Genomic DNA, 15,453 nt, shown 5'->3' on the forward strand with positions numbered 1-15,453 from the left:
CGCAATTGAAGCTGCCGTCAACCGGTCGCGATTGTCTGGATCATGACGATGCGGTCGTTGCCGGACTCGCAGCCCCAGAGCTCGCCCGGCCTGCCGTCGAGCTGGCGGACATTGGCATTCGGCTTGTCGCTGGCGAAGACGTTGAATTTTTCGGTCATGGGATCGAAGCGGACGATGGCATTGGCGGAAAAATCGGTCAGCCAGACCTTGTCCTTGTCGTCGACATAGACGGCGTAGGTGCGGGGACGATCTCCCGGCAGCTTCCAGGTCTTCCAGGAACCGTCAACGGGATCGTGCACCGAGACATGGCCGCTGTTCCATTCGCTGACCCAGATCCGGCTCTTCGAATCCGACCAGACGCGCCGCGATCCCTGGTTCGGCGTTGGCGGCTCGACCACATTGGCGTTGCCGGTCGCAAGATCGATCTTCGCGATATAGCTGCCGGCGAGCGAGGCGTACCAGACGTCGCCCTTGGGCGTCACGGTGATGCCGTAGGGGCCAACGCCCTTGGGCGCCCGGAACACGTCCATCTCGCCAGACTTCGGCTTGAGCCGGCCGTAATAGCCGGACTGTCCGGTGAACCAGTAGGTGCCGTCATTGTCGAACACGCCGGTATTGAGATTGGCGGAGGCGAATTTCTCCGGCAGGCGGAACAGCGCGACCTTGAGATCGCCGGGATCGACCCGCGCGATCGCGTTCTGGCCGCCCTCGGTGATCCAGGGCGCGCCATCGGGACCGATCGTCACGCCGTGCGGCGCGGCGCCCTGGCCGAGGCTGACGGTCTTGAAGGTGCCATCCTTCGGATCGAGCCTGCCGAGCATGCCCTTGCCCTGCGCGGTGAACCAGACCGTGCCGTCGGGGGCTGGCGCGAGGTCGTGCAGGCCGATCCCGGCATTGATGGGGAAATATTTTGTCCGGAACGGGCCCTCCTGAGCAAAAGATGGGCGAACGGCGAGGAGGGCGGCGCTGGAAGCAAGAAACTGGCGGCGATTCATGGCGTTACCCCGACTGTCTAGGATTGAGGATGGACGCGCAGACCCAGTGTTCTCAAGCTTAGTCTTGGGGAATTCACGCGTCAGTCGAAGCTCGCCGTCCAAGCGTTCACATTTGCTTGCGCTCCGTGTAAGACCCGCGGCGAACCGATCAAACCTAACGAACGGAAGTGCAACATCATGACCGCCATCATCGACATCATCGGCCGCGAAATCCTCGACAGCCGTGGCAATCCCACCGTCGAGGTCGACGTCGTGCTGGAAGATGGCGCGCTCGGCCGCGCCGCGGTGCCATCAGGCGCCTCCACCGGCGCCCATGAGGCGGTGGAACTGCGCGACGGCGACAAGGCCCGTTATCTCGGCAAGGGCGTCACCAAGGCGGTCGGCGCCGTCAACGGCGAGATCTTCGAGGCCTTGAGCGGCCTCGATGTCGAGCAGCAGGCCCAGATCGACCAGATCATGATCGACCTCGACGGCACCCCGAACAAGAGCCGCCTTGGCGCCAATGCCATCCTCGGCGTGTCGCTCGCCTGCGCCAAGGCGGCTGCGAACTCGCTCGACATGCCGCTCTACCGTTACGTCGGCGGCACCTCGGCGCGGCTGTTGCCGGTGCCGATGATGAACATCATCAATGGCGGTGTGCATGCCGACAACCCGATCGACTTCCAGGAGTTCATGATCCTGCCGGTCGGCGCGTCGAGCTTCGCCGAGGGCCTGCGTTACGGCGCGGAGGTTTTCCACACGCTGAAGTCGGAGCTGAAGAAGGCCGGCCACAATACCAATGTCGGCGACGAGGGCGGCTTTGCCCCGAACCTGCCGTCGGCGGACGCCGCGCTCGAATTCGTCATGAACGCGATCGGCAAGGCCGGCTTCAAGGCGGGCAGTGACATCGTGATCGGCCTCGATTGCGCCTCGACCGAGTTCTTCAAGGACGGCAAGTACGTCTATGAAGGCGAGGGCAAGACCCGTTCGATCTCCGAGCAGGCCAAGTACCTTGCCGACCTCGTTGCGCGCTATCCGATCGTGACCATCGAGGACGGCATGTCGGAAGACGACATGGACGGCTGGAAGGAGCTCACCGACCTCATCGGCAAGAAGTGCCAGCTCGTCGGCGACGATCTGTTCGTCACCAACGTCAAGCGCCTCGCCGAAGGCATCAAGGCGGGGCGGGCCAACTCGATCCTGATCAAGGTCAACCAGATCGGCACGCTGACCGAGACGCTGGCCGCCGTCGAGATGGCGCACAAGGCGGGCTACACCTCCGTGATGTCGCACCGCTCCGGCGAGACCGAGGATTCCACCATCGCCGACCTCGCCGTCGCCACCAACTGCGGTCAGATCAAGACCGGCTCCCTCGCGCGTTCCGACCGCACCGCCAAATACAACCAGCTCCTGCGCATCGAGCAGCAGCTCGGCAAGCAGGCGCTCTATGGCGGCAAGGCGGCACTGAAGGCGCTGGCGTAACGCGCCTCGCCAAGCCAATTCTCCGGCGTCACGTTAGCTTGATCGACGCTCAGTCGCATGCGCGTTGACGCCGGATGGTTGTCGTGATGTGCTCATACACCTTAAAGGTGAGGCTCTTTCTTTATTTCATTTTCTAGCAATTTGACGTTCCGCGCGCGTCAGGCGCGGAAGCGCCGGTGCTTTGCCTCGCCCAACGCGGAGCGCCAAATGACCAGATTGCGAGCAACCCGAGCCGTCAGCACGGATGGAACCGTTACCGTTCAGGCCAGCGGTCAATTGATGGACGACTACGTCTACGCCACCGATCTGACCGGCGAGACGGATCTGACGGCGATACAACAGGCCGACGGCAGTTACAGCCTGCTTTACCTCGGAGCGACCGGCAACATCATGTCGCTGCGCCGGGACCCTGACAGCGATACGGGCTGGAGCGAGGAGGTGGTCGATGCCACCCTTCAGCCGAGCCAGGTTGTCGGCGGCATCGATGCCAGCGGCAGGTTCACGGTCTTTGCCGTCGGCTCGAATGCGGCGGCGCCCGATGTTTATGTCATGACGCGCCAGAGCGGGGGAAGCTGGAGCGCGCCGCAGCCGATCGCACCGGACGGCTCGGTGCCTGTATTCATGCAGGCCAGCAAGCTTGCGGCCTTTGCAATCGCGGGCAAGCTCGAACTGTTCGCGTTGCTCAGCCCCTCGCCGGGGTCCAACGGCCAGTCCAGCCTGTGGCGCATCGGCTGGGATGCTGCCGCTCCGAGCTGGCAGTACATCGCCGATACCGACCAGACCATCATCGAGAGCTGCACCGTCGCGGACATCGATTGTCTCTTGTTCGCGAACACCGCCGAGGCGACGCCCGTCGCGCTGGATCTGTTCACCGTGGCGGCTCCCTTCACGGCAACGGCAACATTGCTGGCGGCAAACATCGTATTCCGCTCGCTGGCCGTTGGTTCGCAGGCGGACAACAATTCGGCGGTGTTCATTGCCGATCCCGGTGACATGACCGATCGGCCGCAGATCCAGTATCTCGACGGTGGCAATCCGGACGCCGGCTTCGTGGTCGTGGATTCCACGATCAAGACGACCGCGCTGGCGGTTGCGAGCGCCGGCGCCAATCCATTGGCGCTGTTTGCGCTCGATGACAGCGGCTCGCTGCAATTCATCGCGACGCCGCCGTCGGACACCAAATTCGACTTCTTCCTTCGCCTGAGGAACATCCTGACTGCGCGGGGGACGGAGGGCGATGCGGAGCTGGTTGGCTACGTGCCCAGTAAGGGCCTGATGCGGATGTGGCAGAGTCCGCCGGACGATCCGGCTTCGCCTGACGGCAGCAAGGGCGGCTGGAATCAGGAACCGATTCAGTATTCGCCGCTGACCCGCAAGCTGGTCGAGCAGAAGACCTATTCGACGACGCTGACTTTCTATGATGCGAAGGGCGTGACCCTTTCCAACGCCAAGGTCGCGCTGAAATCGACCGAGATCGTGAGCGCCTCGATCGCCGGGCAAGTCGTGACCCTTGGTCCGGCGCGGGCCCTGACGTTCAAGACCGATGCGTCCGGCCGCCTTCGGGTCACGACGGAGACGCGGTCGCTGAATGCCGCGGGGCTGAGCGCCAGGCTGCCGGACCTGATGATGGACGGCGGCGATTTCGCGGTGACGCCCAATCATGATGTCCAGGAACGGCTGCGCAACATCACGACAGCCCAGGTCAAGCAGCTCGTGCCGAGCGAGTTCGCCGGCGATGCCGATCAAATCCGGCTGGCCGTCACGGAAGCGATGGCCAACATCCATGACGGGCCGGTCGCGTTGGTGCGAGCGCGCATCAATGCCAGGGACGACCTTCGGCTGCCGCTGCCGATGCGCGCGCAGCCCCGGCAGCCGTTCCGCTTCACCGTTGCCGGCGGGCGGGCCGTCTTCAAGACTCTCACCGATGCGGAGGCGGACGCCGCCATCGCCGAGATCGCGGCGTTGCGCACCAGTCCGGATTTTGGTCTCCTCGACTTCTTCGAGGACGCGATCGAGGCGATCGGCAATGCGTTCGAGACCGCGGTCGATGCGGTGTACGACTACGTCATCAAGCCGATCGCCTCCGGTTTCGAACTCGCCATCAACTGGGTGGCGGACAAGCTCAAGATCGTCTGGAACGGCATCGTCGACACCGTGGAAAGCGCGTTCCGCTTCGTGGAAACCGTCTTCAACGCGGTCAGGACGTTCTTCGTCGGGCTCTACAATTTCTTTGCCTGGCTGTTGAGCGATGCGCGCAAGGACATCTGGGCCACCAAGCGGAAGTTCGAGCGGATATTCAGCCAGGGTCTGGTTTCGCTCGCAGGCTTTGCCGCCGACGGCGGCAAGGTCAGTCACAGCTTCTTTGAGACCATGGAAGGTACCGTCAAGCAGGCCTTTGCGGGGATCGAGAAGGATCTCGGCAAGATCGATGCGGATGACGGGATGGATGCGCCGTCCGGCGTGAGCACGTTTCTCGAAATCATCGAGGACAGCGCAAGCGTCGCCAACTGGCTGATGGACAAGGTTTCGTTCGGCAGCCTCATCAGCCTTGGCATCAATATCCCGTCGGCGATGGTGCAGGATGCGATGGCTCTCATCTCGCGGGTCCAGTCGACATTCGCCACCGAGATCGCGAAGCTCATCCAGGCAAGCATGAAACGCTTGCGGGCGCTGGCAACCAGCACGTCGGAGTTCGGCAAGGTGCTGCTCGCCACGATCCTCGGCGAGGTGAAAGACCTGATCCTGGCCGTTCTGCGCGTCCTCGATGGACTGGTTCAATCCGTTTTGAACTTCTTCGCCAAGGATCTCGTCGCGCTCAACACCGCAGTGTTCGGCGCCTCCATCAATAACTTCGTCATTCAGGCGCTCTACGATCTGATCAACCCGGGGTCTTCGGAGGGGCTGACCGTCGTCGGCCTCGGCTCGTTGCTCTGCGCTTTCGTTGCGACCACGCTCTATCGCATCATCTTCGAGGATTCTCCGTTCTCGCTCGAACAAGCCGAGCAGGGCGTTGCGTCGAGCAAGAAGGAGATCGGCGTTCTGCTGATCCTGTCCGGCCTCGTTCAGGCGACGGTCTGGTGCGTCGCCGACGTCGGGCTCGATGTCGGATTGTTCGACAACCCGCCTGCCTGGCAAGCGCTGGCCGTCGTGATTCTCGGCCCGACCTTGATCCAGTTTCTCGCCTGGCCCGGAGGCCCGTTCGCACGGCTCGCGTTCGACACGCCGGTCAACAAGGCCACCTCAGCGGCCTGGCTGTCCGGGTTCGGCAATATCGCGTTCAAGTTCTTGTGGGGCATCGCCCGTAAGTTCAAGGATGGTCCGCGCGGCTCGTTCCCGGGATCTTGCGCACTGAGTGCCGGCGGCATCCTGTCCTTGGCGATGAATGCATGGATGCTCTTCGAGAAGGAAAGTGCGGGCACGGCGCGGGTGTCGGAATGGGTTGCCGGCGCCGCCGGGTCATTGTCGGCGATCGCAAAGCCGGCCAAGCACACGCTTGATCCGCTTGATGCCCGTATCTTCCTCGGCGTCGTGGATATCGTCAGCGACGTCAGCGCCGGAATCGCCAAGATCGTCCACGGCAAGGAGATCATCGATTCGGAGCAAGGGACGACGCTGACTGCAAGGCGCGTCTCGATGGGCTCGGCCTAGGTCACGGGCCGCGCGTCCGGAGGGACGCTCATACTGCTCGAATTTCGCAAACTGATTTTCACCCAGGCTGTTTCATCAGAGGATATTTTCATGCCCGCACTCTCGGATCCGACCTTGCAGACCAAAGGCAGGCTTACTGTCGGCCTCAACCTCGACAACAACGCATCGTACATCAGCAGCGGCGCGGTGAACGGACTGAAGGTGACGGCCGGAGCGCTTGCCTACGGGCCGCCCAACGAACCTCCGCCGCCGTGGAAGCCGGGCAAGCAATACTGGTCCGGAAACGGCACCGCGTTCGGCGCCCAGGGAATGGTCCCGACGACCTACGGCTACACTTACCAGGCCGGCATCTACCAGCCACTGTACATCAGCGACATGAGCAGCAATGCCGTGATGACCGGGAAGACCTATGTCTTCACGTTCTCGCTGGGAGCCGAATGGATTCAGCTCTACCTCAGGGTCACTGGCGGGCCCGACGGAGCTACGGTTTTGCCCGGCTTCGGACTTTGGAGCCTTGGCAGCAACCCGCACGCCTGGACCTACGTGACGCCAGAGGCCTTCACCGGCGAATGGATGATCGGGCTCCTCAGTCCGGCCTGCTTCAACATCGTGTGGCTTTCGGTTGAATATGCACCGCCCAAGGATTACGGCGGCGCTCTGCCGGAGGCGCGGCTATGCTTCAAGGTATCGGGGCTGTCGCCGACCAATGCATTTGCGTATTCGACGGATGTCGATCTCGGCGGCCCCCGTCCGCTGGGGCAGGACATGCCGATCGGACTTCAGCATCTGCATCCGCGCAGCCAGCCGCACATCCTGCAGCGCGAATCCGCCGTTCCCGTCGGCTAGGCTTCCTGTTCAATCAGTTGCTGCGCGGCGAGCCGGAACTTGGTAAGGAGGCCGCCTATCCGGGCGCGTCGCGCTGCAATGCCTGGGCCTGAGGCCATGAGTTGGTCGAGGGCCCAAGGCCTCGCTGACGCTCCTGCATCAAGGGAGGATCGACATGAGCGATGGCGAAACCGGACTGCAACTGCGTTCGCTGATCAAGAAGAGCGGCGAGCTGGAAATCTCGCTTCTCGACGTGCCGACCCCCGAGCCCGCCGAGGACGAGGTGGTCGTCCGCGTCGAGGCGGCGCCGATCAACCCGTCCGATCTCGGTCTGCTCGTCGGCGCGGCCGACATGAGCACGGCGAAGCTCTCTGGCACAAAGCAGGCGCCCGTCATCACCGCGAAAGTGCCTGACGGTGCGATGCGCGCGATGGGCGCGCGGCTCGACCAATCCCTGCCGGTCGGCAATGAAGGTGCCGGCGTCGTCATCAAGACCGGCTCGTCGGATGCCGCGAAGGCGCTGATGGGCAAGACGGTCGCGATGATCGGCGGCGCCATGTACTCGCAATACCGGACCCTGAAGGCGAGGGACTGCCAGCCATTGCCTGACGGCACGACGGCGGCGGAGGGCGCGTCCTGGTTCGTCAATCCGCTCACCGCGCTCGGCATGACCGAGACGATGCGGCGCGAAGGCCACAAGGCGCTGGTGCATACCGCTGCCGCCTCCAATCTCGGGCAGATGCTGAACAAGATCTGCATCAAGGACGGCATTCCGCTCGTCAACATCGTGCGCAGCAAGGAGCAGGCGGAGATCCTGAACAAGATCGGTGCCAAATACGTCGTCGATTCCAGCGTGCCGAGCTTCCTCGACGATCTCACGGCCGCGCTGGTCGAGACCGGCGCCACAATTGCCTTCGACGCCATCGGCGGCGGCAAGCTTGCCGGCGACATCCTCAACTGCATGGAAATCGCGATCAACAAGACCGCCAAGGAATACAGCCGCTACGGCTCCAGCGTGCACAAGCAGGTCTATGTCTACGGCGCGCTCGATATCCGCCCGATCGAACTGCCGCGCGGCTTCGGCATGGCCTGGGGCGTCGGCGGTTGGCTGCTGACCCCGTTCCTCCAGAAGATCGGTCCGGCCGACATCGGACGGCTGCGCCAGCGCGTCGTGAACGAATTGAAGACGACCTTCGCCAGCCACTACACCAAGGTGGTCTCGCTTCCCGAGGCGCTCGATCCCGCCAACATCGCGGTCTACGCCAAACGGGCCACCGGCGAAAAATTCCTCATCAACCCGAATAAGTCGTGACGAGCGATGGCGTCCAGGCCTGATCGAATTTATGCCTGAGCCGTGGGGCGAATAACGATCTCGCCGACGTCCACGCTATCCGGCTGCGCTATCGCGAAGGCCATCGCCTCCGCGATTGCGCTCGCCGGAATGGCCATCGCCTTCATGCTTGCCTGTCCTTGCTCCCGTAACGCGGAATCCGTCATGGAGGACGGCAGTTCGGTGTCGACATAACCGGGTGAGATGGTCGTCACGCGAAGGGACGGGCCGACCTCCTGACGAAGTCCTTCGGAAATCGCCCTGACGGCATTCTTGGACCCCGCATAGACGGCCATTGTCGGAACGATCTTGAGGCCGGCGGTCGACAGGGTGTTGACGAAATGGCCGAAGCCCTGACGACGGAACACGGGCAGGGCCGCGGCGATCCCGTAGAGCACGCCCTTCACGTTCACGTCGATCATGTCGTCCCAGTCGTCGACCCTCAGATCGTCCAGGAGCGAAATCGGGGCAATCCCCGCATTGTTGATCAGGACGTCCAGCTTCCCGTATCGATCCGTTGCCAGTCCGACGAGCCCGGCGACATCCTCGCGTTGCCTGACGTCGGTGACGAGGTACGACGCCTTTCCGCCCTTTGACGCGATGCTCGCGGCCAGCATCTCCAGCCGGTCGGCGCGCCGTGCGCCGAGGACCACGATGGCGCCACGTTCCGCGAGATGCCGGGCGGCGGCTGCGCCTATTCCGCTGCTGGCGCCCGTGATGGCGATGACTTTGCCTGCGATGCCCGTCATAGATGTTCCATGCAATTCGTTGCGATGAACTTCGCATCGAAAGCGAGGATGATCTATGCTCGAAGTGCTCGAAAATCGTCGAGATCGGATCAAGCTTTGGACACACCCCCGGATAGGCACGAGACCTCGGGCAACACCTCGGACCCGCTGTCTCAGGTCTTCTCGCTCCTGAACGTTCGCGCTGCGCGTTGCACGAGGTTCGAGGCGGGCGGCAATTGGTCGTATCGGTTCCCGGCCAAATCCGCCCTGAAGTTCGGCGCGGTCATCCGAGGTGATTGCTGGATCGATTTCGGTGACGAAGCCCATCATCGGCTTGTCACCGGCGACTGCTTTCTTCTGGCCAATGCACCAGCCTATGTTCTGGCCAACGACCAACGCCTTGCTCCCGAAGACGGCATAGCGGCGTTCGATTGGAAGCAGTCGGATGTCGCGCGTCACGCGGGCAGCGATACCGTTCTGCTTGCCGGCAGTTTCGGTTTCGAAGCGTCGGACGCCGGATTGCTGCTCGATGCGCTTCCTCGCTTTCTGCTCATACCGTCGCGCAGCCCGTCGGCCCCCATCATTCATTCCACGCTCGGGATTCTCGACCTTGAAATCAGGGGGACGGGAATCGGAGCGGCCGTACTCACCGACAGGCTTGCCGACGTCCTGCTCGTCCAGGTGCTCCGCGCGGCGCTGGATCAGAGTGCCGGCGAGGGTTTGGGATGGATCAACGCGCTGGTCGATGCCAGGATCGGCAAGGCAATCAGGCTGATGCACGAAAACGCCGCTCACCCCTGGACCCTGGAAGCATTGGCCGACGCGATCGCCATGTCGCGATCCGCGTTTTCTAAGCGGTTTAAGTCGCTGGTGGGGCAGGCGCCGCTCGACTACCTTCTTCGATGGCGCATGCGGCTTGCACGCGATCAGCTACGACGTGGAGCGACCGTTTCGGCAACCGCCGCACAGCTGGGATACTCGTCGGAGAGCGCGTTCGGACATGCCTTCAAACGAGTCTACGGCCGTGCACCGAAGCGGTACTGGCGTGGACAGGCCACGGGCGAAAAATTCCCCAACGCCCCAAATAAATTATCGTGATCTGCGACGGCACCTCACCGAAGGAAGGTCTTGCCTTCTGAGCGAAGCGGGGGATTATTCCGCCGCTATTGAAAGCGGGACAACCGCAAGCAAAGAAGGGGACACTTCCATGACTGATCTGAATCGCCGCCACTTGCTGGCGGGCGCGGCCGCTGTGGGCGCGGCTGCCGTTACCGGGCTCGGACCGATCACTGCTCGTGCCTCAGTGCCGCCAAGCGGGACGCAGGCGCCGGGCTTCTACCGCTACAAGGTCGGCAGCCTTGAGTGTACCTCGATCAACGACGGCGCGCGCACCTTCCCGATGCCGGACAAGTTCGTCGTCAACGCGCCCAAGGACGAGGCGCTCGCGGCCGGCGAGGCGGCCTACATGCCGAAGGGCATGGTCACGGTGCCGTTCAATCCGCAGCTCATCAACACCGGCTCCAAGCTCGTCCTGATCGATGCCGGCAACGGCGCCGCCAATCTCGAGCCCAGCAAGGGCGCGGTCGGCCGCACCCTGCAAAACCTCGCGGCCGCCGGCGTCGATTCCAAGAGCATCGACGTCGTGCTGCTCTCGCATCTGCATCCCGATCACACCAACGGCATTCGCCTCGCCGACGGCGCGCTCGCGTTCCCGAATGCGGAGATCATGGTGCCGGGCAAGGACTGGGAGTTCTGGACCAGCGAGGACAACGCCGCCAAGGCAGAGTCCAACGCGATGATGAAGAACTACTTCGCCAACGTGAAGAAGACCTTCGCCGGCCTCGAATCCAAGGTCACCAAGTACGAGTGGGGCAAGGAGGTCGCGCCCGGCATCACATCGATCGCGACGCCCGGCCATACGCCCGGCCACACCTCGTTTGCGGTTGCATCCGGCGATGCCAAGGTGCTGATCCAGTCCGATGTCACCAACATTCCGGAGTTCTTCCTGCGCAATCCGGACTGGCACGTGGTGTTCGACACCGATGCCGCGTTGGCGCAGCAGACGCGCCACAAATTCTACGACATGGCGGCGGCCGAGAAGGCGACGGTGATCGGCTTCCACTTCACCTTCCCCTCGGTCGGCCACGTCGAGAAGGACGGCGCCAAATATCGCCTGATCCCGTCGGCCTGGAATCCGACGATCTGATCGGTGGACGTTTGTGCGAAAGATCGGGCCGCCGCTTGGCGGCCTGATTGTTTGGGACGACGGTTTCAGAAACTCAATGTTTCCAAATCGGACCGGTTCATGCACTTGCATCCATTGGTCCGGATCGCTTAAGTGCCGCCCGGCACTCCCGCTCAAGTTCTGAGGACACTCCATGGCCTACAATATCGTCGTGATCGCCGGCAGCCTGCGCAAGGACAGTTTTTCGCTGAAGATCGCCAATGCGCTCGCCAAGCTCGCGCCGGCCTCTCTCAAGCTCGAGGTCATCACGCCGGCGGGCATCTCCTTTTTCAACCAGGACCTCGAGGGCGCGCCGCCCGCGGACTGGCTGGCCTTCCGCGAAAAGCTCCAGAAATCGGACGGTGTCCTGTTCGTCACCCCGGAATACAATCGCGCCATCCCGGGCGTCCTCAAGAATGCCATCGACGTCGCCTCGCGCCCCTATGGCAAGAGCTCGTTCAACGGCAAGCCGGTCGGCATCATCTCGAACTCGCCGGGCCCGCTCGGCGGCGTCAGCGCGGCCAAGACGCTCCAGAACATCCTGCCGGGCATTGCCGGCCCGATCATGCAGCAGCCCGAGACCTACCTGAACGCGGTTGGCGACGCCTTCGATGCCGAGGGTAACCTCGCCAAGGACGCGCTCAAGACCGTGCTCCAGGCCTATATCGACGCCTTCACGGCCCACGTGGCCAAGCATCACGGCTGAGGCTGAACAACCTTGTCATTCCGGGGGCGGCTCGAAGAGCCGAACCCGGAACCTCGAGATTCCGGGTTCGATGCTGCGCATCGCCCCGGAATGACAGTTTGCCAAGATTAGCGCTCCCTTAACCAAGCTGCCCCATCTTCCCAAGATGGTCTCCCGCGCGCGCCTCAAATCGATCCTGACCGGTCTTGCCCTCTATGCGATGGCGGCTGCCATCGTCGGCTATTTCGGCGTCAACGCCTATACCGGCAAATACGGCCTCAACGCCCGCCAGGAACTCGACCAGGAGATCATCGCGCTGACGAGCGAGCTGGCCCAGCTCAAGCGCGAGCGCGCCAGGAGCGAGCAGCGAGTCTCGCTGCTGCGTTCGGCGAGGATCGATCCAGACATGCTGGACGAGCGGGCACGTTTCCAGCTCGACTATGTCAATCCGCGCGATCTCGTTCGGATGATCCCGCCGAACTAGCGCCTGCGCGGGTTTCGAAACTGGTATCGAAAGCCGGCGCCGGGTCCGGCCGCCTCCTGCAAAGGTCGCAAGACCGCAGTTGCCTTGCCGCCTTGACGTAGCGGCGCCGGCGGGGGCATGGCTTGTGCGGCGCGCTGCTCCCCAGGATTGACAGAGATCAATCAGGCCGCGCCGGCACGCCGTAGATTGCCACCCGGAGGAAACGGTGATGAATGGGTCAATGCCCCAGCATCACGCGGCTCGTGTCGAAGCCGCTATTGCATCAGGCCAGGCGGCTCGCTCCGCGCTCGTGGCCTCCTGGCGCCGTTCGTCCCGACTGCATCATCTCGACCCCTCCGGCCGGGGCCTGCCCCAGCGGCTGACCGACGCGGAACTCCGCGAGGCGCGCGAGCGGATCGCACCGCTGCTCGCCGCTGCACGAGGCGCGATGGACCGGCTCTACCAAGCGGTTGGCGCGGCCGGCTGCTGCGTGCTGCTGGCCGACGGCGAGGGGGTACCGGTGGATCGTCGCGGCACGCCGGCGGACGACACCACCTTCCAATCCTGGGGTTTGTGGACCGGCGCGCTCTGGAGCGAGGAGCGCGAGGGCACCAATGGCATCGGCACCTGCGTCGTCGAGCAGCGGCCGCTGACGATCGACCGCGACCAGCACTTCTTCACGCGCAACACGCTGTTGAGCTGCACCGCCGTACCGATCTACGACCACGAGGCGGCGTTTGCCGGCGTGCTCGACGTCTCCTCCTGCCGCGCCGACCGGACCGATGCGTTTTCCAATCTGATTGCGCTCGCGGCAGGCGAGGCGGCAAAGCGCATCGAGGCCGACTTGTTCCGCCGGGCTTTCGCCCATGCCCGCATCGTGCTGACGCCGGCTGCGGACGGACAGTGCGGGGGCCTCGTTGCGGTCGATGCGGACGATCTCGTGATCGGCGCGACACGCTCCGCCCGGGTGGGACTTGGGCTCGCGCCAGGCCGGGCGTTGCGGCCAGTGCCCGCGGCCGATCTTCTCGGCGGCGATACGGCGCGCGACCACCTCGCCGGCGGTCAGCGCGCGGTGGTGCAGCGGGCGCTGCTCCGCGCGGGCGGCAATGTTTCGGCGGCCGCCAAAGCCCTCGGCGTCAGCCGCGCAACCCTGCACAGGAAGCTCAAGCGGTTCGAGCTGAACCACTGAGGGCCACTGTCCTTTCAGCCGTCATTGCGAGCGCAGCGAAGCAATCCAGAATCTTTCCGCGGAGGGACTCTGGATTGCTTCGCTGCGCTCGCAGTGACGATGTGGAAGCCGCGAGCCCTCGATCTTGCACCTGCCTCACCCCGGACCTGTCGCAGAACTGCGACAGGTCCGCTCCTCCATCGCTCCTATCAGGGCTGACAGAAATCGCCTCCCGCATCATCGTCGGCGCAAGTCGCGATCAGCGACGAATTGCGCAAACAGCAAACATCGGGAGTGATCAATGAACAAGGTGGAATTCCTCAGCGTCACCAAAGTTCCCTTCGCCGAACGCTACGACAACTTCATCGGCGGCAAGTTCGTCGCGCCGATCTCGGGCAAATATTTCGACAATGCCTCGCCGGTGAACGGACAGATCGTCTGCAAGATCGCACGCTCCGACGCGCAGGACGTCGAAGCTGCGCTCGACGCGGCGCATGCCGCCAAGGCCGGTTGGGGGAGCACCAGCGTCGCCGAGCGCGCCGCGATCCTGAACAAGATCGCCGACCGCATGGAAGAGAATCTCGAGCGCCTCGCGATCGCCGAGACCTGGGACAACGGCAAGCCGATCCGCGAGACCCGCGCCGCCGACATCCCGCTCGCCATCGACCACTTCCGCTATTTCGCCGGCGTCGTCCGCGCCCAGGAAGGCTCGATCGGCGAGATCGATCACGATACCATCGCCTATCATTTCCACGAGCCGCTCGGTGTGGTCGGCCAGATCATCCCCTGGAACTTCCCGCTGCTGATGGCCTGCTGGAAGCTCGCGCCTGCGCTCGCCGCCGGCAATTGCGTCGTGCTCAAGCCCGCCGAGCAGACCCCGGCCTCGATCATGGTCTGGGCCGAGATCATCGGCGACCTGCTGCCGCCCGGCGTCCTCAACATCGTCAACGGCTTTGGCCTCGAAGCCGGCAAGCCGCTGGCCTCGAGCCCGCGCATCGCCAAGATCGCCTTCACCGGCGAGACCTCGACGGGCCGGCTGATCATGCAATATGCCAGCCAGAACCTGATCCCGGTCACGCTGGAGCTCGGCGGCAAGTCGCCGAACATCTTCTTCAAGGACGTCACCGCCGAGGACGATGACTTCTTCGACAAGGCGATCGAAGGCTTCGTCATGTTCGCGCTGAACCAGGGCGAGGTCTGCACCTGTCCGAGCCGGGCGCTGGTGCACGCCGACATCTATGACCGCTTCATGGAGCGGGCGCTGAAGCGCGTCGCCGCGATCAAGCAGGGCGACCCGCGTGCGGCCGACACCATGATCGGTGCACAGGCCTCGGGTGAGCAGCTCGCCAAGATCCTCTCCTATATCGACATCGGCAAGCAGGAGGGCGCCAAGGTGCTGGCCGGCGGCGGTCGTGCCGAGCTCGGCGGCGATCTTTCCGGCGGCTTCTACGTCCAGCCGACCGTGTTCGAGGGCCATAACAAGATGCGAATCTTCCAGGAGGAGATCTTTGGTCCCGTCGTCTCGGTCACGACCTTCAAGACCGACGACGAAGCGCTCGCGATCGCCAACGACACGCTCTACGGTCTCGGCGCCGGTGTCTGGAGCCGCGATGCCAACCGCTGCTACCGCTTCGGCCGGGCGATCCAGGCCGGCCGGGTCTGGACCAATTGCTACCATGCCTATCCCGCGCATGCGGCGTTCGGCGGCTACAAGCAGTCGGGCGTCGGCCGCGAGACCCACAAGATGATGCTCGATCACTACCAGCAGACCAAGAATCTCCTGGTCAGCTACAGCCCGAAGAAGCTCGGCTTCTTCTGATCGGAACAGGAGCGGGCGGCGCCGTTCTGGCGCCGCTCGTTCCGGTAAACGGGACCTGGCCCGCACGGCGTTAGATTTGTTGCCTGATCAGCGCCAAAGATTTTCCA

Annotated in this window: 12 protein-coding genes; 10 read left to right on the top strand and 2 right to left on the bottom strand. The window is 63.8% G+C overall.

The genetic code is table 11. The annotated features are described in order from the left end of the window. Nucleotides 1-17: 17 nt before the first annotated feature. Nucleotides 18-995 (bottom strand): lyase, encoded by a 978-nt coding sequence (locus EI171_RS23785; protein ID WP_161534826.1) that lies wholly within the window; start codon nucleotides 993-995, stop codon nucleotides 18-20. Nucleotides 996-1,172: 177 nt separating this feature from the next. On the opposite strand from EI171_RS23785, the gene eno reads away from it, so the two are divergent. The 4 genes from eno (at nucleotide 1,173) to EI171_RS23805 (ending at nucleotide 8,241) form a co-directional block, all read left to right on the top strand. Then, nucleotides 1,173-2,456 carry a phosphopyruvate hydratase gene (gene eno, locus EI171_RS23790; RefSeq protein ID WP_011087562.1) on the top strand — a complete coding sequence of 428 codons (1,284 nt, stop codon included), beginning with the start codon at nucleotides 1,173-1,175 and terminating at the stop codon, nucleotides 2,454-2,456. 207 nt (nucleotides 2,457-2,663) lie between these two features. Beyond that, entirely contained in the window at nucleotides 2,664-6,104 is a 3,441-nt protein-coding gene (locus EI171_RS23795) for a hypothetical protein (RefSeq protein WP_161534827.1), read from the top strand. A 90-nt stretch (nucleotides 6,105-6,194) separates the two neighbouring features. Beyond that, entirely contained in the window at nucleotides 6,195-6,950 is a 756-nt protein-coding gene (locus EI171_RS23800; protein WP_161534828.1) for a hypothetical protein, read from the top strand. Nucleotides 6,951-7,104: 154 nt separating this feature from the next. Continuing rightward, on the top strand, nucleotides 7,105-8,241 hold the full coding sequence (locus EI171_RS23805; protein WP_011087559.1) for a zinc-binding dehydrogenase: 1,137 nt from the start codon (nucleotides 7,105-7,107) through the stop codon (nucleotides 8,239-8,241). 29 nt (nucleotides 8,242-8,270) lie between these two features. On the opposite strand, the gene EI171_RS23810 is transcribed toward EI171_RS23805, so the two are convergent. After that, complete coding sequence (locus EI171_RS23810; RefSeq protein ID WP_011087558.1) at nucleotides 8,271-9,008, bottom strand: SDR family oxidoreductase; 738 nt, start codon at nucleotides 9,006-9,008, stop codon at nucleotides 8,271-8,273. Nucleotides 9,009-9,017: 9 nt separating this feature from the next. Here EI171_RS23810 and EI171_RS23815 point away from each other — a divergent pair, with 9 nt between their 5' ends. The 6 genes from EI171_RS23815 (at nucleotide 9,018) to adh (ending at nucleotide 15,346) form a co-directional block, all read left to right on the top strand. Continuing rightward, nucleotides 9,018-10,085 carry an AraC family transcriptional regulator gene (locus EI171_RS23815; protein ID WP_370162615.1) on the top strand — a complete coding sequence of 356 codons (1,068 nt, stop codon included), beginning with the start codon at nucleotides 9,018-9,020 and terminating at the stop codon, nucleotides 10,083-10,085. Between the two features lie 109 nt (nucleotides 10,086-10,194). Then, nucleotides 10,195-11,193: an MBL fold metallo-hydrolase gene (locus EI171_RS23820; protein ID WP_011087556.1), complete on the top strand. Its 999-nt coding sequence runs from the start codon at nucleotides 10,195-10,197 to the stop codon at nucleotides 11,191-11,193. 172 nt (nucleotides 11,194-11,365) lie between these two features. Further along, nucleotides 11,366-11,917 (top strand): NADPH-dependent FMN reductase, encoded by a 552-nt coding sequence (locus EI171_RS23825; protein WP_011087555.1) that lies wholly within the window; start codon nucleotides 11,366-11,368, stop codon nucleotides 11,915-11,917. Nucleotides 11,918-12,062: 145 nt separating this feature from the next. Beyond that, complete coding sequence (locus EI171_RS23830; RefSeq protein WP_011087554.1) at nucleotides 12,063-12,380, top strand: septum formation initiator family protein; 318 nt, start codon at nucleotides 12,063-12,065, stop codon at nucleotides 12,378-12,380. Nucleotides 12,381-12,588: 208 nt separating this feature from the next. After that, a complete protein-coding gene (locus tag EI171_RS23835; protein ID WP_038967230.1) occupies nucleotides 12,589-13,548 on the top strand; it encodes a GAF domain-containing protein in 960 nt (319 codons plus the stop codon). A 280-nt stretch (nucleotides 13,549-13,828) separates the two neighbouring features. Beyond that, the gene (gene adh / locus EI171_RS23840) at nucleotides 13,829-15,346 is read left to right on the top strand and encodes an aldehyde dehydrogenase (protein WP_011087552.1); all 1,518 of its coding nucleotides are present in this window, start codon (nucleotides 13,829-13,831) and stop codon (nucleotides 15,344-15,346) included. Nucleotides 15,347-15,453: the final 107 nt, after the last annotated feature.

It is taken from the genome of Bradyrhizobium sp. LCT2 (assembly GCF_009931255.1).
In the GTDB taxonomy this organism is placed as follows: domain Bacteria; phylum Pseudomonadota; class Alphaproteobacteria; order Rhizobiales; family Xanthobacteraceae; genus Bradyrhizobium; species Bradyrhizobium diazoefficiens.